Genomic DNA, 21270 nt, shown 5'->3' with positions numbered 1-21270 from the left:
ATCTACAATAATGTAGTTAGGACTGATTCAACGAGTACGGGATAAACCATGCAAATAGCTGCAAAACCATCTGATGAGAACCTCAGGCTGAAAACGTTATTCAGTTACGATATTCTCGATACTGATGGAGAAATTGTTTTCGATGAACTAACCCAGTTGGCATCTGAAATTTGTGACACGCCGATAGCTCTAATCAGCCTAGTTGACCCTGACAGGCAATGGTTTAAGGCCAAAGTGGGTTTAGATGTGAGTGAAACAGAGCGCGATATCGCATTTTGTTCCCATGCGATTTTACAGCAGGATTTGTTTGAAGTATGTAATGCATTAGAAGATGAACGTTTTGCTGATAACCCTCTGGTTACAGCAGGCCCTGAAATCCGTTTTTATGCAGGCACCCAACTCGTTGCGCCAAATGGTCAGCCAATAGGGACACTCTGTGCGATTAGTGATAAACCTAAAAAGCTGACAGATAAACAGAAAAAGGCTCTCACCATTTTAGGTCGCGAAGTTATTGCACAATTAGAGCTGCGTAAAACAATGCTCTCACTCGCGCAAGCCAATCAAAACAAAACTGACTTTCTGTCTCGAATTAGCCACGAAATTCGCACTCCTTTAAATGCCATTATTGGCTTCAGTGATATTTTGATTGAGCGAGAATCTGATTATAACTTACCTGATGAGGCGGCCGAGTATGTTCGCCACATCAGCTTTAGTGGCAAGCACTTACTGTCTGTGATCAATAGCGTGTTGGACTTAAATAAAATTGAAGCAGGAAAAATGGAATTAGCCAACGAAGTCGTTATTTTGGCTACGTTTTTGCGAGATATCCATGGCATGCTGGCCAGTGAAGCAAAAAAATCGGGTATTGAACTGAGATTAGACTTAGCTGATAACCTTCCTGCTACCTTGAGCGTTGATCGTTCAAAACTGGCTGAAGTGCTGGTTAATTTAATGAATAACAGTATTAAGTTTTCAGATGCAGGACAACATATCACAGTCAAAGTCTCACTGTCATCCAACCAAGAAATCTGCTTTGAAGTTATTGATGAGGGAATTGGCATCAGTGCTGCAGATCAAGCAAAGCTTTTTTCAAAATATCAGCAAGTGGGAAACCATCAGCGTGGCGGAACCGGGATTGGCCTATGTCTGTGTAAAGGATTTATTGAGTTAATGGGTGGGACGTTGCATGTGCAAAGTGAAGAAGGAAAGGGAACCCATATTAAGTTTTATCTTGGGCAAGGAGCTGCTTCAACTAAGATTACAGAACAAAGAAATCCCAATAAACAGCTGATAGCCTCTTCACTTAATGTTCTAATCGTCGAAGATAACCCACTTAACCAAATGGTTGCGCAAGCTTTATTTCAATCTCTTGGCTGTATCGTCACCATGGCAGCAACTGGTGAGGAAGGAGTGTCATTGGCTACAGAGCAAGCTTACGAATGCATTTTTATGGACATTCAGTTACCCGGTATTTCGGGTTATCAAGCGTTGCAGCAAATCCGAGATGCTGGTGTCGATACACCTATCATCGCGTTAACGGCTGACGTCTTTTCAAGTGATTATTTAAAAGAAGGGTTTGATGGTTTTATAAGTAAGCCTATGGAGCGGGCAGTTTTAATAAATGTGATTAATCAAACCTTGCAATCTCATCAATAAAAAGCCCTAGAAGGGCTGTTTATTTGGTTCATTTAAGCTCAGTGTTAACTGAGCAATCATGACTTTAGAAAGCGGGCTTTGCTCTGTGCTAATAATAAGTTGCTTGTCATTTTGCCACACGATCCCTTCCCATTGCGCGTACAAGGGGAGCTGGTAATACTGGGCAGTTGTTGTAACAACCTTATTATCTCTTACATCGAATAACCAAACAAAAGCATGGCCAAACAAGCGATTTTTACTGTAACCCAATAACGCGAGCTGCTGAGTTTTTGGATGATAATCGGCCGCAGTGATTAAACCATTAATATTATACGTAGCCTGAGAGGCTATTGATTGAGAGCCTTCGCTTAATGGCACGTGATATAAGTCTGTGTAGTTATTTTCCCAGTTTTTAGAAAATAACCACATAGTATCATTCACTAAGGTGATCGCCTCACAGTCAAAATTATGTTGGTATTTTTTTAGCTGAGCCGGTTTATTTAAGTAACTAAACACAATCGCTAATGACGGTTCGATGGTGTGCTGTTTTGCTTCGTTAATAGACTGCCACGGTACTTGGTAAAGGGTGAATTGATTACGCGCCCCTGAATTATTGCCACAATCTGCGATGTATAAATGATCGTTATCACTGGCTAACGATTCCCAATCTTTGTTTGTGGCCTGATTGAGTGTCACTTTTTGCTCTATTGTGTTTAATTCAGCCGATAAGCCATAAAGAGTGGGGGTATCTCCACTATCATTGATACTCCATAGTTGATTGTTAAAGAGTGCTAGCCCTGAGGTTTCCTTTAACGCTTGCGGTGGATGAGCGAGAGGCTTGAAATGAACTTGTTGGTGATTGAGCACGGTGGCCGATAACTCTTTAACTGAAATGTTATTGGCATTAATTCCCTGTTCGCGAGCAGTACAGCCCATTTGAGTGAGTAACAGTAAGAGAAGTAAACAATGTATCAGCTTCTTAGTCAGCATGGTTTTCAACACTGTGATAATGTATAAGATTGCAGAGAATAGCGTTTTTAACGCCGACTGTCAGTAGGGCGTAGTTACTTGTGCTTGAGAGTGTGGTGGTCGAATCAGGCACATTACACGTACGGTTTAGACTAAGGGGTGTGTAAAAAATGTCGGTGACCCATGTATTATTCTGCAAAGTGAATTTGATTTTTACCATGATGTTTGCTTTGGTACATGGCTTTATCAGCACGATTAATAAGTGCTTGCGGGTTGTTTTCTGATTCCCACATAGCGACACCAATACTGGCCCCAACACGTGCCGTGATCGACTGGTGCAGATCTAGCTCAAGGGGAATATCATGATTAATCAACTTTAGCTTATGTTCAATTAAATCAAGGGTTTTTTCTTTTGGCTCGCAGCCAATTAAGACCCAAATAAATTCATCTCCACCTAATCGCGCAACAAAATCATTGACACGTTTATGTTCTTCTAGTCGATTTGCTATCGTGATTAAGACATCATCACCCGCTTGATGGCCAAATTTATCGTTAATGGCTTTAAATCCATCGAGATCAATCATCACAACGGTAATAGACTGTTTATTCCTATTTGAATTGTTGATTTGAGTTGTTAAATATTGAAATAGTGCGGGGCGATTAGCTAACCCCGTTAGGGTATCAACCCAGGCTTGTTGCTGGATTTTAGTTAACAGACTATGTCGCTCCACTGCATAGGAAATGGCGCGCGAGAGAATCGCGCTATTGGCTTGCGCTTTGGGCAAATAATCTTCTGCGCCCATTTTAATGGCTTGCTCTCCTAAATCTTCATCATCAACGCCAGTAAAAACAATCACAGGCAGATCCGTGCTCTGTTCTTGTAGAGCCGTTAAGGTTTGCAGTCCTTGTGTTTGTTCGAGCCCCAAATCTAGTAATATAAGATCAGGCTTGGCGTGCTCTAAGGTGAGTTGGGCTTCTTCAAGTGATTGGGCATGCAACAGCTCATAGGTTTTACGAAGATCTTTAGCCAGCATTTGACGAACTAAATAAAAATCATCGAAGTTATCTTCAATAACTAACACACTAAAGTCTACATGGTGTTGTCCGAGAGTTAATGTTGGTGAAACTAGCATAGGTTCAAATCCTTATGAAAAAATAACTGGAGGGCATAGTACATTTTAATTACTGCCTTTTAATGTGACGATACCAAACCAGTAATCACATAAATCCTGCAAAATATTGACTGTTTCAGTAAATGTATCGGGTTTAATAATAAATGAGTTGGCTCCAACCTGGTATGAATCTGCGATATCTCGACTCGATTGAGAGGTTGAATAAATAATACAAGGGGTACTACAAAACTGTTTTGATTGTTTAACTTTTTTTAATGCTTCGTACCCACTAATCATGGGCAGATTCAGGTCGAGCAAAATAAGCTGCTTAACGGGCTCTGTTGGTTTTTCCAAAAATGTGAACAGCTCATTAGCCGAACTTAAACACACGAGCTCAATACGATAGGTTATTTTTTCTAGTGCGCGTTGTACTAGGTATTGATCATCAGCGTCGTCATCAACAAACAAAATTCTAAAACAATCGCTCATTAAACCACTCCTTTTGTCGGTAGTGTGATGATAAATTCACACCCAAGAGATTGATGGCTATTTGCTTTTATATCACCCTCATGGGCTCTGATTATCTGTTTGCAAATAGCTAACCCCATACCATATCCCAGAATCTTATTGGGCGCTAAACGTTTAAAGGGTTGAAAAATATCAGAAGCGTACTTTTGATCAAACCCAATGCCATTGTCTGTTATCGTTAACATTAGTTTATCGTTAACATTAGTTTATCGTTAATGGTTTGGCTGGAAAAAGTAACCACCAGTGCCCGAGATTCATCTCGATAGCGAATACTATTAGTGACTAAATTACGTAATACTTGTAAAAAGCTATTCAAATCCGCATCAATGATGAAATCTTGTTCAAGCAGTATAGTACATTGGCTCTCTTTGATAGCTTGCGAAAGATCTTCTTTGAGCAGTTCAACTAGGCCAGAAAATTGCAGTTGTTCTTTATGTAGTTGGTGTTTAGAGTAGCGGGAAAGTTGCAATAAACTATTAATCATACCGCGCATGCGACTGGCCGCATCGGTGATACGGCTAAGTTCGTATACGGCATCAGGATCACTTAATTTTCCGACTAATCTGTCACTTAAACTATCAGAAAATGCACTGATTTTACGTAAAGGTTCTTGCAAGTCATGAGAGGCTGAATAAGCGAACTTTTCCAGCGCTAGATTTGATTCTGCTAGTGCACTTTCGACTTCTTTTCGTTCAGTAATATCTTCAATGACTGAAATAAAATGGCTGGGATTATCCCATTCATCTATCACTAACGAAACGGTCAAATAAGCCCAAATAACACGACCACTCTTACAAATATAACGTTTTTCAATGGAGTATTGTGTTTGCTCTCCAGACATTAATGTTGCTACTAATTCTAGATCTTCATCGAGGTCATCAGGGTGGGTAATTTTTTGAAAGTTCAAACTGAGCAATTCTACTAAGTTATACTCGAGTATTTCACATATTTTTTTATTCGCTTTGAGCCAAGAACCATCCAAACCAACATGTGCTATCCCTACTGCGGCTTGTTCGAATGTAGTATAAAAGTCTTGTGATAAAGAACGGATCTTATCTTTCTGTTCTTTTTGATCAGAGATGTCAAAGAAAGTACCAATGATTTCTTTGACCAGGTGCAGGTCATTGAACGAATAGACAGATTGTTTACAAAAGCACCATACCCAATGCCCATTTTGATGCTGGATCCGAAATTCAAGTGAGTTAGCTTCACTGTTTTGATTAGTGAACAAGTCGTTAAATTGCGTTTGTAACATTACTTGATCGTCAGGATGAATCAATTCGATAAAGCTCTTCTGACTTTGTATGATTTCAAGTTGTTTAAAGTTATAACCGGTTATTTCACAAAACTGTTTATTAACAAAGGTGATGCGCTGCAAAGGCAGATCATAGATAAACATACCACTGAGAGATTTGTTTAAAATGGCATTTAAGAACCGACTTTTTTCACTTATTTCGATTTCGAGCTCTTTTAAATAATTTACATTAGTTAGTGTTCCTGACATTAATAATGGCTGGTTATCAGTATCAAAAATAGTGTTTCCTCTTGCTCGGACCCATTGATATTGCTCCGGTGACACTTGCCCTCTATATGTAACATCATACTTTTGTTGTTGAGTTACATGCTGCTCTAATGCTTCAAGCACTCTGTCTTTATCATCTGGGTGAATATGTTCACGCCATAGATTAAAGTCTGCTTTTGTTGTATCAGGGTTAACTCCTAGCATGTGCATTAATCGGTTTGAATACCACACATCATTACTTTGGATATTCCATTCCCAGATGCCATCTTCGGTGGCATCAATTACTCGCTGTAATCGATTGGATTTTTCGAAGACAAAATTGAGGTCGCTGATTGTTTCGTATGTATTGTTGACACTCGCAAAAACATGCTTTTCATTGTTGAAGTCATGCGTAGACAGACTCACTTCGACCCATACTTCGTTTCCATATTTTGTTTTCCCTCTTACTGTCCGACCTGATGCCATAGCATGCGCTTGCTCGGGTTGGTTTAAATAGCTTTGTGTTAATACGTGATGAAATTTGGCTTGCTCATCGTTGAGCAAAGCAGCTAAAGGCATACCAACTAATTCATCAGGTTCATATTCAAAAAGTTTAGCGAGTGCATTATTCACTACTCGGATGGTTTGATTGGTATCTATAATGAGTAACCCTGTTGGAAGTAACTCTAATGCAAACTTAAAAATCGCCTCTGATTTTTGGGTTTGCTCTGCATGTGCGCGTCGTGATTTTTCCGTAGCAGCACGATTAATAGCTTCTTCTAATTGTTGAGCCGAAGGAATAGCGAGCAGTGTGTTAATGTTTTTAAATAGAATGAGAGCTGTGGTTATTGAAATAATAGCGGTAATTGCTTTTAAAATGCCATGCACGCCATAAGAGCCATGCCAAATGGTATAAATAGAAAATAAATGTGTAATACCACAGCATAGGATGAACAAAGCAAATAAAATGAAAATACCTTTGAACCTTAAATCTTTGCGTTGTTTAACAAATATCCATAGTGCAATAGGGATTGAAAAGTAGGCGGTGGCAATCAATAAATCTGAAAGAACATTCACCCATAAAATACCAGGCTGCCATAAATAGCAGTGGCCGTGGGGCATGTAACTCGAGTTGAAAAAAGCCTCAAGAGGTGTTTGCATTCATACTCTCCTTGTAAGCGGTTACGTTCAATTAAGCGTAGCGTATTTGTTGTATTTTTAATCTGTTAGGTCAGCTTTATTCGCTGATTGATTATTAAAATATAAGTTTGATTAGCAAAAATGACATATTGTTTCGTTAAACTTAATGGAGTTTGATAAACAGAGTAATCTATGCAAATTTATAATTTTTTAAGCTGTGTTTTATTATGTGTCGTGAGTTTGTCAAGTTTAGCGAATGTATCTGTGGGGGTGAGGCCTAATTACCAAATAGAGCTTTTAGCGCCGAGTGTATTGAAATCACGTTTAAAAAGCTGTGAACATAAACCAATGAAAGGCCAATCATTTGCGATTGGGCATCGAGGAGCTCCCCTTCAATTTCCAGAGCATACCCGTGAATCATATATAGCAGCCGCCAAAATGGGAGCCGGGGCATTAGAGTGTGACGTCACATTTACCAAAGATGCTCAATTGGTTTGCCGCCATTCACAATGTGACCTACATGCGACTACGGATATTTTATTACAGCCAAGTTTGGCTAAAACGTGTCGACAACCTTTTGAATCTTATAATGAGCAAACAGGGCAAGCAGCTTCAGCATTGTGTTGTACATCAGATATCACAGTTGATGAGTTTTTAACCCTAAAAGGCAAAATGGATGGTGTGAACCCCAAAGCAAAAACACCGGCTGAATTTGTCCAAGGAACTGAAAAGTGGCGCACTGATTTATATGCACAAACGGGTACATTGATGACACATAAACAGAGTATCCAATTGTTTCAATCGCTCGATGTCAAAATGGTGCCTGAGCTAAAACAGCCTATGGTTGAGATGCCTTTTTTTGGGCTCACACAAACACAATACGCGACGATGTTATTCAATGAGTATCAGCAAGCTGGGGTGAAATGGCAGGATGTTTGGCTGCAATCATTTCAGTTTTCTGATATTGAGTTTTGGCTCGCGCACCCCACTATCCCTGCTGAGCAGATTGTGTGGCTGGATGAGCGTTATGAGCAAGCTGAATTTAATGCCAATGATCCCTCAACATGGCAACCGTCCATGCAGCAACTGGCTCAAGCGGGGCTAAAAAACTTAGCTCCGCCTATTTGGGTTTTGGTTCAGCTCTCTGAGCAAGGTGAGATCATTCCATCGGCCTATGCATTAGCTGCCAAAAAAGCAGGATTAAATCTGATTGCTTGGTCTTTTGAGCGTTCACCGCCGCGTGGTGCGATGTGGTACTACCAAAGTGTGCAATCTGCAATTCGTCATTCGGGTGATAAACTTGTTGTGCTTGATGTTTTAGCACAACAAGTAGGAGTCAAAGCGGTGTTTTCTGATTGGCCAGCTACAGCGGCTTATTATGCAAATTGTTTAGATTTAACTGGGCTTTAGTACCACACAAGTGCGCAATTTATCAGAGCCGAATTGAGACATTTTATCAAAGTCTGCTCGGGCAATCGGTAAATGCTGGCAATCGAGTGGATCGGGGCGTTCATCGTCAGGATCTGGATCATGCACATATAAGCACACTTCATCAATCGCAGTTACGGCAACCCAATGAGGGACTTTACGGCCATCCATGCGGTATGTGCTAATCAAAATTAAAATGGCATAGCCGCTTTGCAGCCATTGTTCTACCTGTATTTGGCTAAAATCTTGGTAGTGAACATTGATACCTAGTTGCTCTGATTTACTTCTAAATTGTTGCTCGACCACTTGCATCACTTCTTTTTTGTGCGCGCTGCGTACACCGTCAATAAAAAGAGGGCGCTGGTGGCTGATGTAACAATCAACAGGGTAGCCGCGATGTTTTGCTGCAATAGCTAAACCTAAAGGATGGCAACCACCATGGCCTGAGGTCATAAAAATAGTGGTGGCTTCTCGCCAAATATCGAGCTCTAGCATTTGATTTGGCACAAGAGTGGTATCCAATGACGCCATGGCCATCATTAAAGATGCCGGCCCGCAGGTAAACTCGGTGGTTTGTTGATACCAAGGAACCGGTTTTGGCTGCTTTGCTGCAACTAGATTCCGGATCCGCTTTTGCATCCGCAGGGCATCGCTATGATCGTGGTAGTATTGGCTGTATTCACCAAATTTTTTGTACCCTAGTTGCTGATACAGACTAATCGCGGCAAGGTTGGGTTTGGCTACTTCTAGTCGCATAAATAACCGCCCAGAATCTGCAGCAGCTAACTCTAAATGAGCCAATAATTGCTTGGCGATGCCTAATCCTCTGGCGTTAGGACTAATCGCCAATGAGTATAAGCGGGCCAGTTGAGTGCCTTTATGAAGTAACACTAATCCGTAGCCGAGCAATATTTGTTCTTGCTCTGCAACATAAATGAGGCAATTGCCGGACTTGAGCCAGCGTAAAAAGCTTCGTCGACTAATTTTATCACTGCTAAAACACGTGTTTTCGAGGGCTTCAAGTGCAGTCAGATCACTCATTACTGCGGGTCTGAAAAGAGGGGAGATCAACGTTTGTTGCTCATAAAATTACCTGTGTAGTGAGAATTGTGCGCTTTGAAAAAATAGTTGTAAAGTATTGAAATACTATAGTTTGACAACTTATTTTAATCGTCAGGATGAGATGAATATTTTATTTAAAAAATCAATGTTTTTATTTGCATTTATGAATATTCCACGTTATATAGCTGTTTTAACCCCTTAAGTTGGGGTGCCCAGACCGTCAGAAATGATGTGGCAAGCATTGCCCTAGCGACCTATTTATAATTGGAATAAATATGAGTTCAGTCCATCATAAGAGTCACTCAGATAATCATCATCATGGTTTACCCGATTCATTTATTCATCTCCTTAATTCGCTGCTACGTAACCCAAGCGTGGTTGGAGCGGAGCATTCTTTTTTTCGAGTTTTACAACGAGAGTTAGAAGAGCGCGGTGCGAAAGTCACTTGGTATGAAGGTGTGCTCGTAGCTCAAGGAAACGATCCCCACAGCATTATGTTTTCAGCGCATATCGATCGTCATGGTTTAGTCTGTACAGGCCCAAATGAATTTCAATACGCTGCGTTTGTTTCAGGGGCTCGCTCAGATCTGCTTGGCAACTCAGTCAGTGAACAGTTGATGAAAAAGATTGTTGAGCGTTTTTCGCAAGGGGCTGTCTATGCGTATGAACCTTGGTCAGGCGCATACCGCGGTCAAGGTGAAATCACCGGCACATACATTTGTGAACACCGTAATAACCTTATTTTTGAAGTGGCGGGACTTGAGCATTTGGTGGCTGGTACTCCTGTGGCTTTTTTGGATAAGCTCAAAATAACCGACAGTGCGCTTGTTGGTCAGCTCGATAATGTGTTGACCGCGGCGGCTTTGGTCTATTTATTTGAAAGAGGCTTTCAAGGGACTGCATTTTTCACCGCACAAGAAGAAGCAGGTAAAAGTTGGCGTTATCTACTGGAATGGTTTCGCCGTTTTGGCGGTTCAACCAATCAGTTAATCGTAGTGGATACAAGTCCATATCCGGATTTTGCCACGGCACAGTTACAGCATTTAGTGCTACGAAATAAAGATGCCAATGCACCCTTTAACCAAGCTTTAACCAAAAAATTAGTGAAAGTATGTAAAAAGCATAAATTACAGGTGCAATTTAAAGACGAATACGTTGAATCAATCAATGAGCAACGTATCGCCCGTGGGGAAGAGCCTGCGTCATTGGGTTCGACTGAAATGGGGCGAATTATTGCCGCGTCGAATGGTCTAGTTGATGGCACGACGTTACAAATTCCAACATCAGGTTATCATACCATGGAAGAGTCCGCGCCTTTAGAGTCGGTGCACGCTTTTTTAACCTTGTTAATGGCTCTATCAAATCTTAAATTCTAGGAAATTATAAAAGAATGTATAAAACTTTAGTTGTTGCACCATCAATTGATGCTGTACTGGCTGGTGATAACTATGACGTTATCACGTTTGAACAATACTTACAGGATTACCCGAAGAAGAATGAACCAAAAACCCGAGTGATTAACCTGTGTGACACCGAACATTATTTAAGTCAGGGATATTATTGTTCTTTGCTCGCAGAAGCTCGCCAGCATAAAGTGCTCCCTAGTGTGAGCACTATTAATGACTTGCGTCATTTAGCCAGTAATAGTGACAGTGCTTTAGTGTTTAGTTCTGATTTGGTGCAATTGGCAATGGATGAGCCTTTAGATGTCTATGCATTTTTTGGATATGTAGAACTGGATGGGTTAAAAAAACTCGCTCGCCGTGTCTACGATAAATATCCCGCTCCAATTATAAAACTTAGCCTCACAATTGAAGGGACAGGCTTACATTTAAGTGTCAGCCGCTGCGCTTATTCGGAGTTACCGATTGCGCTGCACAGTCTTTTTATGAAAAAACTAAATGAATATACGCAGAGGATATGGCGACAATCGGCTTCACAGCGAAAATTACGTTGGGACATGGCCATTTTAGTCAATCCCGAAGAAAGTCACCCACCGAGTGACAAAGATGCTATCAGTCGTTTTATCAAAGCAGCGGCAAAAGTCGGCATCAATGCGCATACCATTACGGCTAAAGAAGCGAATCATATTGCACAATATGATGCATTGTTTATTCGTGAAACTACCGCAATTGATCATCATACTTATCGAATTGCACGTAAAGCCGAGCAAGAAGGCTTAGTGGTGATTGATGATTCCACTTCAATCATGCGGTGTTGTAATAAGGCTTTTTTACACGATGCATTTAGTTATAACAAAGTACCTTCACCGAAAACGCAGGTCGTGATCAGTACTGAGCCCGGGAGCATTGAGCAAATAGAGGCAGCATTTAGTTATCCGATGGTATTAAAATTACCAGAAGGGGCATTTTCTAAAGGGGTCTTTAAAGTCAAAGACCGAGGTGAATTAATCCATCAACTCGATGATTTGCTTAAAGGGACTGCACTGGTGCTTGTTCAAGAATACTTATACACCGATTTTGACTGGCGAATTGGGGTATTAAATGGCCGAGCCATTTATGCTTGTCGTTATCATATGGCGCGAAACCATTGGCAGATTTATAACCATGGTTCAAAACGGTTTTCTTCAGGTGGGTTTGAGACATTGCCAACATTTGAAGTGCCAAAGAAAGTACTCGATGCCGCTATTAAGTCATGCTCGATCATCGGTAAAGGATTGTATGGTGTGGATATTAAACAAAAAGGCAAACAAGTGTATGTCATTGAAGTCAATGATAATCCAAGTATTGACCATAAAGTTGAAGATGCATATTTAGGCAATGAGCTTTACATGCATATTATGACTGAATTTGCGGCACGATTAGAAAAACGCGGCCGTTAGTCGAATTAATTGCAATGAATATAAAAGGGCACTGTAGGTGCTCTTTTTAATGATTTTAATCCCTAAATTTAGGCATTAAAAAAGGCCAAACCCGAAGGTTTCGCCTTTTTTTGTTCTGCATAGAACAATTAGTCAGTTAACGAGTGTTAACTAAATCGTTAGCAATTAAAGAGCTACGATTTTCTCAGCTTGAGGACCTTTTTGACCTTGAGTTACGATGAACTCAACTTTTTGGCCTTCAGCTAAAGTTTTGAAACCTTCACCAACGATGTTACCGAAGTGAGCGAACACGTCAGGACCATTTTCTTGAGCGATGAAACCGAAACCTTTAGCTTCGTTAAACCATTTTACTGTACCAGTAGTTGTAGTAGACATAATAATATCCTAATTCTTTTTGAGTAATATAAGCAGTTTCAGTATGAAGACTGCCGTTGATCTGGAAGTATTGCAATTACTTATAAAAAACAGGACGAGTTACTAAACTTCGAAATGGTATGCATAAATAAGGTCGTACTTTCAAACAGAGCTCAGTGTAGCCTATATCATTTGAGAGTCAAGCACTGATTTTCTTTGCTTGTCATAATAAATCCAGAGGTGGGGCTGTTTGTTTTTTGCTCAGGTTAATCTGTTGTTAAAAACGCTATATCAGTCCCCTTTTTTAGAATAAATGTGAATATTATGTAAATTTTATTTGCTGTTTGTTTTTTACTCTGCCATAGATCGGAGGTCTGAGGACGTACCTCAGTTAAAATTAAACACACATTGAGACAATTTATGACAACAAAAACACGATTAATCTGGCTGCTACTTGGCTGCCTGAGTTGGCAAGTTCATGCAAAAACGGGCTTAGCCTTTATACATGGAACGGGAAATCAAACGGATGCTTATAATGATTATTGGACGGGAGGGTTTATCAATAATGTTCGACAGGGTTTAGCCGATCCTAATTTATTGACTGTCATTAACTGTGACTTTGATCAATACATGTGGAGTACACAAGCATCTGGTTGTTTAGCGCAGCAACTCACAGACTTTATTGCTAAAGAGGGGATTACTGACCTCAAAGTTATTACTCATTCTAATGGTGCAAATGTTCTGCGCTGGATTTTATCAAATCCGACTTGGGATAACCGCTTTGTGCCATTAATTGAAGTTATTTCGCATGCAATTGCAATTGCGCCATCAAGTGGCGGCACTCCTTTAGCTGATGCAGTGACCGCAGGTAATGCATTTGAGTCTTCTTTAGGTTGGATCTTAGGCTACAAAACCGATGCAGTGAAACAACAGCAAGTCGCATGGATGGCTAATTATAATGCAAGTTGGTTGCTAGGCACCCAGAATAGACCCAATTTACCTACTAAGTTTGAAGTCGTTGTAGGCAGTGATGTTGATTCGGCTATCTGGGATGGAGATAGTTATTGCGCAGGTTATCAATATCAGGTGGCCTTAGAAGTAACACAAAATTGGTTGGATAGTTGCTCCGATGGCTTTTTAAATTGCAGTTCACAAATGGCAGCTGGAGATGTTTGGTTTACTGACAAGCAAAAAACCAGAGGCAAAGAACCCCTTAGTCATCAGCAAAGTCGCCGAGATTGTTTTAATTTGGGCTCCATTTTGAAAAACCGCATATAAAGGATCACAGAATGAATAATGTAACGAAATCCGTTGGTCTTTTTTGGTTGATGAGTGCGCTTATATCAATGAATGTAAGTGCAACAAACAAGCAAGTAAATGATTACAAGGTCACAGCCACATCACCGATCACACTTAATGATCCCCATGCAGACAATACACAAGCTGTTGTGTATATCTGGCCTAAACCTCAAAATATAACTGCGCTCACAACAACAGAGCAAACGCTAAAAAGTAATGAGTATTGGCAAGAAGTTACCGGAGAGCAGCTCTCGGCGGGGGTGGCAATTTATACCACTTCGACAGAAGCATTTATCCGTATTGCCCCTAAAACACATTATAGCGAAGGAGAAGCATTGCAAAGCGAGCCCTTGAATGCTCGATTGTTAAAAATTAGACCTGATAGTCCGCAATCGCATTTTCAAGCGATTGAACAAACCGTATCGCAGCAAGAAATGAGTTTAGCGGGTTTTAACGATGGCAGTATCGCGTTAACCACGAATGCTCAGCAAGGTGTCGGACGACTAGTGATGCAAAGTCAGCAAGGATTAGCAGCGAATGCCACTTATTTAATGCATGTAAAAGAAAAATATAGTCCTCATCAGCTGCAAGTTATTGCGGATAATACATTTCAAGCACATGGTCAGGGGTTTAAACTCGTCGGCCGCCTTGCTGGCGAGATGATTGATGAAGCCCACACGGCTCTGAACTTAATCAGTCCCGAAGGCGTTAAAACTCCTGCCGATTTTCAAAAAGGGCGAGTGGTACTACCGAATGATTTAGAAAATGTCGGTGCATATAAAGGGTTTTATGAACTTGAAATGACGACCGAAAAAGTGCTTGCTGGCCTGACGGTAAAACGCAGCATAAAAGTACCTTTTGCACATGTTATCAAGACAGCACAATTAGAGAGCATGTCGCCAAAGATTGATCAGGCGAATAAAATCTCGATGCCAGTGAAAATCTTGCATTCTGGGCGTTATGCGGTCACGGCAACCTTGGCACAGCATTCATCAACGGGTCAGATTGAATATTTGCAAACTATCGAGGTGGCACAGTGGCTAAATGAAGATGGCATATTTGAATTGCCTTTTACGATTGATAATCAACGTCTGCAAACAGGGCCGGTTTTTTTAGCCAATGTGAAGCTAGTCGATCAAAGCCGAATGATGTTGCTTGAGCATCATGAGCGCTTCTAAGCTTTAGTAATATTGCAGAGTAAAAAAGCCAGAGTTCTGGCTTTTTTTATGTAGTGTTAACCCAGAATCGGGTTGATTAGTTCGAGTTTGATTTTTCAATGGCTTCGCGATGAGCCTTAATTTTTTCTGCTAATTCTTCAATGGCTTTGTGTGCATCTTCTGATAATTCGCTGGCGCTTTCTTTGCCTTCTAACCAACTGTCTTTAGCGACGACTTTACTCTGTTCAATTAGCGTTTTACTCTCAGCTAAGAGCTCTTTGCTTAAGGTTTGGCCGTCGGCAGCTAGGGCTTTGGTTAGTGCTTCACTTTCATTGAGTAAATCAGTTAACGAATCGTCTTTGAGTTCGAGGGCATTGTCTTTGATATCTTTCCAGGCATCAGACAGTGCTTGTTTGACTTCTTGCTTAGCTTCGAGCGCTTCACTTTTAATCTCTTCTTGTTGCTCACATCCCAATAAGGTCACTGCGCTGATTATCAACATTAAGCTGAACTTTTTCATGATTTATTCTCGTTTCAATGGTTGAAAAGCGATTATCAGCCTGCAAAGGTATGGGGTCAATTCATTGTCGATAAAATAAAGCGCTATACTTGATGATTAGAAATGAAATGCGAAAGGATCCGCCCCTATTTAGGAACGTCACATTTGAAAAACTTATTTTGTCTGATATGCCTACTACTGAGTGTATTTGTGCTCGCCGACACAAATCTTAGTGTATCGCAGCAGCTGGATAGGTTAATCGAAAAAAGTGATTTTTCGAGTGATGAATTTTTTAATCACTATCAGCAGCTAAAAGAACATTACCCCGAGCATCCTTCACTTGAAAATAAGGCTAAACGAGCAATTATTGACAGTGCCATTGCGTTGAATGCCCACTCAACTGAGCAATATCCAGAGGTAATGAGGCAGATCACTGAGTTAATCCCGCATATTACAGATGAAGATCTTGTGTTCTCATTGAAAAGTCAGTTGTTTTTTATGGGGTCGTTTGATAATGACAATATTGCATATTATCAACAAGTTAAAAAGTTAATAGAGCAAGCACCAGCAAATACAACTTCCACCTCTTATGGCTATTTATTATTAGATGCTGCGAATATCGCCTTAAGATTAATGCAAGACGAAGAAGGTTGGCATTATTTTAGTTTAGCGCATCAGTTTGCGACACAAATAGATGACAAAGATTTTTGGTCTTCGGTTGAAAATAGTCGGGGTCTGGCATTATCCGAGCATGGTCATTTTCAAAAAGCGTTAACAGCATTTAAAAAAGCGCTGGCTTATAAAAAAGAGTTGGGCGTAAATCATGCGGTTGTGTACGCAAATATTGCGTTTAACTTTTTTAATTTAAAGCAGCTTGATAAAACGATGGAATATGCCAGCAGAGCGCTGGGGCAGGCTAATGTTGAACAAAATCGTTACGTCGAAGTCTTGATCAAAACCTTACTCGGGCGAGTGGCTAAATCAAAAGGTGAATACCAACAATCGGTTGATTGGTTTTCACAATCACTCACATTAGCTCAAGAAGACGATATTCGAGATTATATTTTTGCAGGTTATGCGGACTCTATTTATCCTTTACTTCATCTTGGGCAAATTGATCAAGCTATGATGCACCTTGTGCAAGCGAAAGCTATCGCCGAAAAAGAAAAGCTTAATGTTGAAAGTTACCTCTACGAGTTAGAGGCTGTGATTAAACATCATCAGCAAGCGTATGACCAAAGTATGGATCTGTTTTTTCAAGCCATCAGCGCAACCGTCAAAAACTACAACTTGAGTTCAGCCAAAATAGCAGAACAAAGTCGTGCCTTGATGGAAACACAGGTTCAAGAGTTAGAAAATAAACGCTTAAGGGCGCAAAACGAGGCCAAACAAGATTTCCTTGATGAAATCTCTGAGAAAAACCGCTGGCTTAGCTGGCTTGCTTTGATAATCACTTTTTGTTTACTCATCTTGATTGTTTTGATCTTTTATGTTCGTCGCATTGCTAAAAAGCACCAATTACATGCAACAACGGATGAATTAACACATATTCCAAATCGACGCAGTGCACTGAGTCGATTAAAAAAGAAGATGTTTACCGCTAAAAAATCAGCAAAGCCTTTAGTGATTGGGATGCTCGACATTGATTATTTCAAAAAAATTAATGATCAGTATGGGCATTTAGTCGGCGATACAGTGCTGATTGAAGTGGCTAAAGTATGCCAGCAGTGTTTAGTGTCCCCTGATTTTATTGGTCGCTTAGGAGGTGAGGAGTTTTTAATCGTCCTCAGCAATGTTGATGAGTCCACAGCATTAGAAAAAATGGAGCGCATTCGCACTGTGATCGAACAACTTCATTTCGCAGCACCGGAATTAGCCAATTTAACGGTTTCAGCAAGTTTTGGTGTTACGATGCTTTTAGACAGTGATCGCCAAATTGAACAGTTAATCCACCGTGCTGATATCGCGCTATATTACGCCAAAGAACATGGGCGTAACCAAATCCAACTCTTCTCAGCGACTATGCTCGATTAAATACTTTGTAATAGCCAAGCAGTTGATTGAACCTAGATGAAGCGTCATCATTTCAAGCGTGTTAGCTATCCATGTGTCTGCAAGTTAACTTTTAATTTACATTGTTTCACAAAAATATTTTGAGCCAACTTCAGGCAATAATCTATTTAAAGCCTCATTTTTTCAGTCGTTTAGTTTGTTTATAATTGTTTCCTTATTGGTAACTATTAATATATTGTATACAAAATCTTGCTATTTAGTTGTTCGTTTGTTAAAAAGTCGTTGCACTTTGTTGTTCTGTGTTATTTTTGAACAGCAGTGGCAAGTGCTTAATCTCACACAACTAGAAAGAAGATAATTATGAAAACAACACAATTGGTTATCGCGATATCGGCAGCGCTATGCGCTCAATCAGTATTGGCAAGCTCGGCTCCACATACTGCCACGCAAAAAAATCATTATCATGGGGTTGAAGCCAAACCTCAGTTAAATGTTCCAAAAGCACAATCAGTTTCACGGGATATTCCAAATGAATATTCTCACCGTTTACACGATTTAAATATTCAAACTGCGGTTGATCAGCTTATGGCTGAAAATTGTAATTTGGATGCGTTTAATACCAGCAATAGTACGACTTTAATTAGCAGTATTAAGTCACAAGGCGCGACATGTGTTAATGACTTATTTAGCGCTTCTTCCAACATACAAGCGACTGTATTTACATCGAATCATATGCATGCAGTGGCGAATCATGCCAAGTCATTAGCTCAAAACTACAATGGCGGCGGTGATGCGGATCTTGAGGCATTATTTTTGTATTTACGTGCAGGTTATTTTGTTGAGTTTTATAACGACTCAGTGAGTTTCGCAACTTGGGTTAAACCAGCGGTGAAAGGCGCAATTGACGCGTTTGTAAACAATAGTCATTTTTATGATAATAACGAAGGTCATGCTAAAACCATGGCTGAAGTGATCACCACGATGGATAGCTCAGAGCAGCAAGATATTTATCTCTCTGTGGCTAAAACGTGGCTAAGCCGTTGGAATGAAAGTTATGCTGCTGGTTGGAATATGCGCAATGCAGTCAATGGCTTTTTTACGCTTATTTTCCGCGGTCAATGGAACGATAATTTTGTTGCGAATGTCGGTAACGATCGTCAGTTAGTTACGATTCTAAAAGAGTTTGCTATGAGCAACTATATGCTTGGTACAGATGCCGAGTTTATGGTGGCAAATGCGGCACGTGAATTAGGTCGGCTTAAAAGTTACACAGGCACAGCGATTCAAGCTGATGTTGATGCAGCGCTGAAACAGATATTCTCAACCTATGAAATGTTTGGTTACGGTGATGTTGTTTGGTTAGGTGCGGCAGATACCGCCACTTATTATGCAGATTGCAGTGAGTTCAATATTTGTGGTTATGGCGAGCAGTTAGTCGCTAAAGTGTTTCCACAAAATCATCAATGTAGCGCAACTATTCGCATTCGAGCGCAGCAAATGACAGCGGTACAGTTAACAGCTGCATGCGACAAGATGGCTTACGAAGAAAGCTTTTTCCACACTCAATTACAAACAAATAATGTGCCTGTTCCTGATGACAACAATAGTCAGTTGCAAGTCAACATTTTTGACTCAAGTGATGATTATGGTAAGTACGGTGGGGCTATTTTTGGTATCGATACCAACAATGGTGGCATGTATTTAGAGGGAAATCCTGCTGCACTTGATAATGTTCCGAACTTTATTGCTTATGAAGCAAGTTACGCCAATGCAGATCATTATGTCTGGAACCTTGAACACGAGTATGTGCATTATCTTGATGGGCGTTTTGATTTGTATGGCGATTTTAATAACCCGACTGAACGAACTGTGTGGTGGACAGAAGGGGTTGCAGAATATGTCGCCAATCAGAACGACAACCCAGCAGCGATTGATACAATTAATGATGGCTCTACGTATTCATTAGCGACAGTGTTTGAAACCACGTACGATGGTTTTGATCAAGATCGTATCTACCGTTGGGGCTATTTAGCTGTAAGGTTTATGTTTGAAAAACACCGTGATGAAGTGAATTTAATGCTCGCGGACACTCGCAAAGGTGACTGGACAGCCTATAAAGCAAGGGTCAACACATGGGCCAGTAATTATGGTGCAGAGTTTACGACCTGGACGCAATCGCTCACTAATGTCACTAATCCTCCGGTTGAAAACATCGCGCCAGTTGCCATTTTAAATGGTCCATACTCAGCAGATAAAAATATCAGTATCGCGTTTGATGCAACTTCATCTTATGACCAAGATGGCAGTGTTATTACATACTTATGGGACTTTGGGGATAACTCAACTAGCTCATCAGCTCAAGCTAACCACAGTTATAGTCAGGCCGGTAACTACACTGTGTATTTGACTGTGACAGATAACCAAGGCGCCGTTGCAACCGCAACTTCACAAGCCGTAATTGGTGGGGATGTTATCGAACCGCCTATTGGCAATGAATTAGTTAATAAACAACCTCTGAGTATTTCAGGTGCTCAAGATTCACAAACGCACTACACCTTGCAAGTGCCTGCAGGAGCCACTGAACTGAGCTTTAAAATAGCAGGTGGCCAAGGAGATGCAGATTTATATGTGAAATTTGGCCAACAAGCCGACCAAAATGTGTACGATTGTCGCCCATATATTGGCGGAAATACTGAAACTTGTACTATCGCAAATGTTCAAGCGGGCACCTATCATGTGATGGTTCGCGGTTACAATGCGTATCAAACTACTTTGACAGCAAGTTTCAAAGCGCCGCAAAACAATAGTTTGCCAAACGTATGTGCGACTCAAGCACCGGTAACTGATGGTCGCTTAACAGCAGGGCAAGTGACTTGTTTAGGTCAACAAGAACCGATGTGGTTTAGCATTGCTGACGTGAATGCACATGGCAGCATGTCTATCACTACGGCCAATGGAACGGGTGATTTAACCATTGAGTACAGCAATGCGGGCTGGCCAAATGGTTCGAACCACCATGGTGCATCTTATAATGTCGGTAATAGTGAATGTATTTCATTGCAAACACAGAGTAATTACTGGGGATACGTTAAAGTGTCGGGTGCGCCACAAGGAGCCGCTATAGTGGTCGATTTTGATACCGCAGGTTGTCGTTAGTTAGTCATCACTTGTTAAATTAACACCTCACTGTCAGCAATGGCTGTGAGGTGTTTTTGTATCAGGAGCTCATCAATCCCGACATTCATGCTCGGTGTAATAGAGTGTAATAGTTAAATTTGCCATTCGTTTTATGATGAACATTCAGGAAGAAAGTCATTTCATATGGATGTGCTAATGATTAAGTGATGACACTTAATTTAATTCACATTATTACAGAATTTATTTAGCATGACTGAATCTTCACAGCACCTTTTAAATAACTTTTTCGAAAACCAACTTTCAATTGGTGAGCAGGCTTTTTTCTTTAAAGAATGCAATCCTTCTAAATTAAATCATTGGCAAGTTAGAACAGATAACAGCGACGTGTATGAAGTCGCACATGTGAATGTATTTCAGCCCCCAGTGCGCGCCATCGGTGAATTTTGCGTAAAACAATGGTGTTTTGTGATGAAAAAAGCAGGTCAAGCCCAGATAGTGTTTGAACTGTTAAATCCGGATGGTCAGCGTATTGAAAAGCAAATTGAAGTGCGCTTGTCTGTCAGTGAATCAGCTCCTGCATCCAAGGCATAATC

Annotated in this window: 17 protein-coding genes; 9 read left to right on the top strand and 8 right to left on the bottom strand. The window is 40.6% G+C overall.

The window, feature by feature from the left end:
• Positions 1–48 precede the first annotated feature (48 nt).
• Positions 49–1656, top strand: a complete 1608-nt coding sequence (locus PULV_RS09255) for a GAF domain-containing hybrid sensor histidine kinase/response regulator (protein ID WP_193331532.1) — start codon at positions 49–51, stop codon at positions 1654–1656.
• A 6-nt stretch (positions 1657–1662) separates the two neighbouring features.
• Here the strand turns inward: PULV_RS09255 and PULV_RS09250 are convergent, their stop codons facing one another.
• From PULV_RS09250 to PULV_RS09230, 5 genes are all read right to left on the bottom strand, one after another.
• A complete protein-coding gene (locus PULV_RS09250; RefSeq protein WP_193331531.1) occupies positions 1663–2625 on the bottom strand; it encodes a hypothetical protein in 963 nt (320 codons plus the stop codon).
• A 167-nt stretch (positions 2626–2792) separates the two neighbouring features.
• A complete protein-coding gene (locus PULV_RS09245; RefSeq protein ID WP_086743777.1) occupies positions 2793–3737 on the bottom strand; it encodes a GGDEF domain-containing protein in 945 nt (314 codons plus the stop codon).
• A 45-nt stretch (positions 3738–3782) separates the two neighbouring features.
• On the bottom strand, positions 3783–4205 hold the full coding sequence (locus PULV_RS09240; RefSeq protein WP_086743776.1) for a response regulator: 423 nt from the start codon (positions 4203–4205) through the stop codon (positions 3783–3785).
• Positions 4205–4429: an ATP-binding protein gene (locus PULV_RS09235; protein WP_193331530.1), complete on the bottom strand. Its 225-nt coding sequence runs from the start codon at positions 4427–4429 to the stop codon at positions 4205–4207. Before PULV_RS09235 ends, PULV_RS09240 begins: the two co-directional genes overlap by 1 nt.
• Positions 4429–6906 (bottom strand): PAS domain-containing protein, encoded by a 2478-nt coding sequence (locus PULV_RS09230; protein ID WP_193331529.1) that lies wholly within the window; start codon positions 6904–6906, stop codon positions 4429–4431. Before PULV_RS09230 ends, PULV_RS09235 begins: the two co-directional genes overlap by 1 nt.
• Positions 6907–7077: 171 nt before the next feature.
• Here PULV_RS09230 and PULV_RS09225 point away from each other — a divergent pair, with 171 nt between their 5' ends.
• Positions 7078–8295, top strand: coding sequence for a glycerophosphodiester phosphodiesterase family protein (locus PULV_RS09225; RefSeq protein ID WP_193331528.1), 1218 nt, complete (start codon positions 7078–7080; stop codon positions 8293–8295).
• Here PULV_RS09225 and PULV_RS09220 read toward each other — a convergent pair.
• A complete protein-coding gene (locus tag PULV_RS09220) occupies positions 8281–9354 on the bottom strand; it encodes a GNAT family N-acetyltransferase/peptidase C39 family protein (RefSeq protein ID WP_193331527.1) in 1074 nt (357 codons plus the stop codon). The genes PULV_RS09225 and PULV_RS09220 overlap by 15 nt on opposite strands.
• A 296-nt stretch (positions 9355–9650) precedes the next feature.
• Between PULV_RS09220 and PULV_RS09215 the strand changes: the two genes are divergently transcribed.
• Together PULV_RS09215 and PULV_RS09210 are read left to right on the top strand one after the other, a co-directional pair.
• Positions 9651–10751: a peptidase M42 gene (locus tag PULV_RS09215; protein WP_086743772.1), complete on the top strand. Its 1101-nt coding sequence runs from the start codon at positions 9651–9653 to the stop codon at positions 10749–10751.
• A 14-nt stretch (positions 10752–10765) separates the two neighbouring features.
• Positions 10766–12217: a RimK family protein gene (locus tag PULV_RS09210; RefSeq protein ID WP_086743771.1), complete on the top strand. Its 1452-nt coding sequence runs from the start codon at positions 10766–10768 to the stop codon at positions 12215–12217.
• Positions 12218–12382: 165 nt separating this feature from the next.
• Here PULV_RS09210 and PULV_RS09205 read toward each other — a convergent pair whose 3' ends face one another.
• The gene (locus PULV_RS09205; protein WP_086743770.1) at positions 12383–12592 is read right to left on the bottom strand and encodes a cold-shock protein; all 210 of its coding nucleotides are present in this window, start codon (positions 12590–12592) and stop codon (positions 12383–12385) included.
• 399 nt (positions 12593–12991) lie between these two features.
• Between PULV_RS09205 and PULV_RS09200 the strand changes: the two genes are divergently transcribed.
• Positions 12992–13849 carry a hypothetical protein gene (locus PULV_RS09200; RefSeq protein WP_193331526.1) on the top strand — a complete coding sequence of 286 codons (858 nt, stop codon included), beginning with the start codon at positions 12992–12994 and terminating at the stop codon, positions 13847–13849.
• A gap of 11 nt (positions 13850–13860) precedes the next feature.
• Entirely contained in the window at positions 13861–15048 is a 1188-nt protein-coding gene (locus PULV_RS09195) for a DUF4785 domain-containing protein (protein WP_193331525.1), read from the top strand.
• A gap of 76 nt (positions 15049–15124) precedes the next feature.
• Here PULV_RS09195 and PULV_RS09190 read toward each other — a convergent pair whose 3' ends face one another.
• Positions 15125–15547: a hypothetical protein gene (locus tag PULV_RS09190; protein ID WP_193331524.1), complete on the bottom strand. Its 423-nt coding sequence runs from the start codon at positions 15545–15547 to the stop codon at positions 15125–15127.
• Between the two features lie 144 nt (positions 15548–15691).
• On the opposite strand from PULV_RS09190, the gene PULV_RS09185 reads away from it, so the two are divergent.
• The 3 genes from PULV_RS09185 (at position 15692) to PULV_RS09175 (ending at position 21268) form a co-directional block, all read left to right on the top strand.
• Entirely contained in the window at positions 15692–17560 is a 1869-nt protein-coding gene (locus PULV_RS09185; protein WP_193331523.1) for a tetratricopeptide repeat-containing diguanylate cyclase, read from the top strand.
• Between the two features lie 339 nt (positions 17561–17899).
• Complete coding sequence (locus PULV_RS09180) at positions 17900–20695, top strand: collagenase (protein ID WP_193331522.1); 2796 nt, start codon at positions 17900–17902, stop codon at positions 20693–20695.
• A 231-nt stretch (positions 20696–20926) separates the two neighbouring features.
• Positions 20927–21268 (top strand): hypothetical protein, encoded by a 342-nt coding sequence (locus PULV_RS09175; protein WP_086743764.1) that lies wholly within the window; start codon positions 20927–20929, stop codon positions 21266–21268.
• Positions 21269–21270: the final 2 nt, after the last annotated feature.

It is taken from the genome of Pseudoalteromonas ulvae UL12 (genome assembly GCF_014925405.1).
GTDB lineage: Bacteria > Pseudomonadota > Gammaproteobacteria > Enterobacterales > Alteromonadaceae > Pseudoalteromonas > Pseudoalteromonas ulvae.
This window is presented reverse-complemented; position numbering and strand designations above follow the sequence as displayed.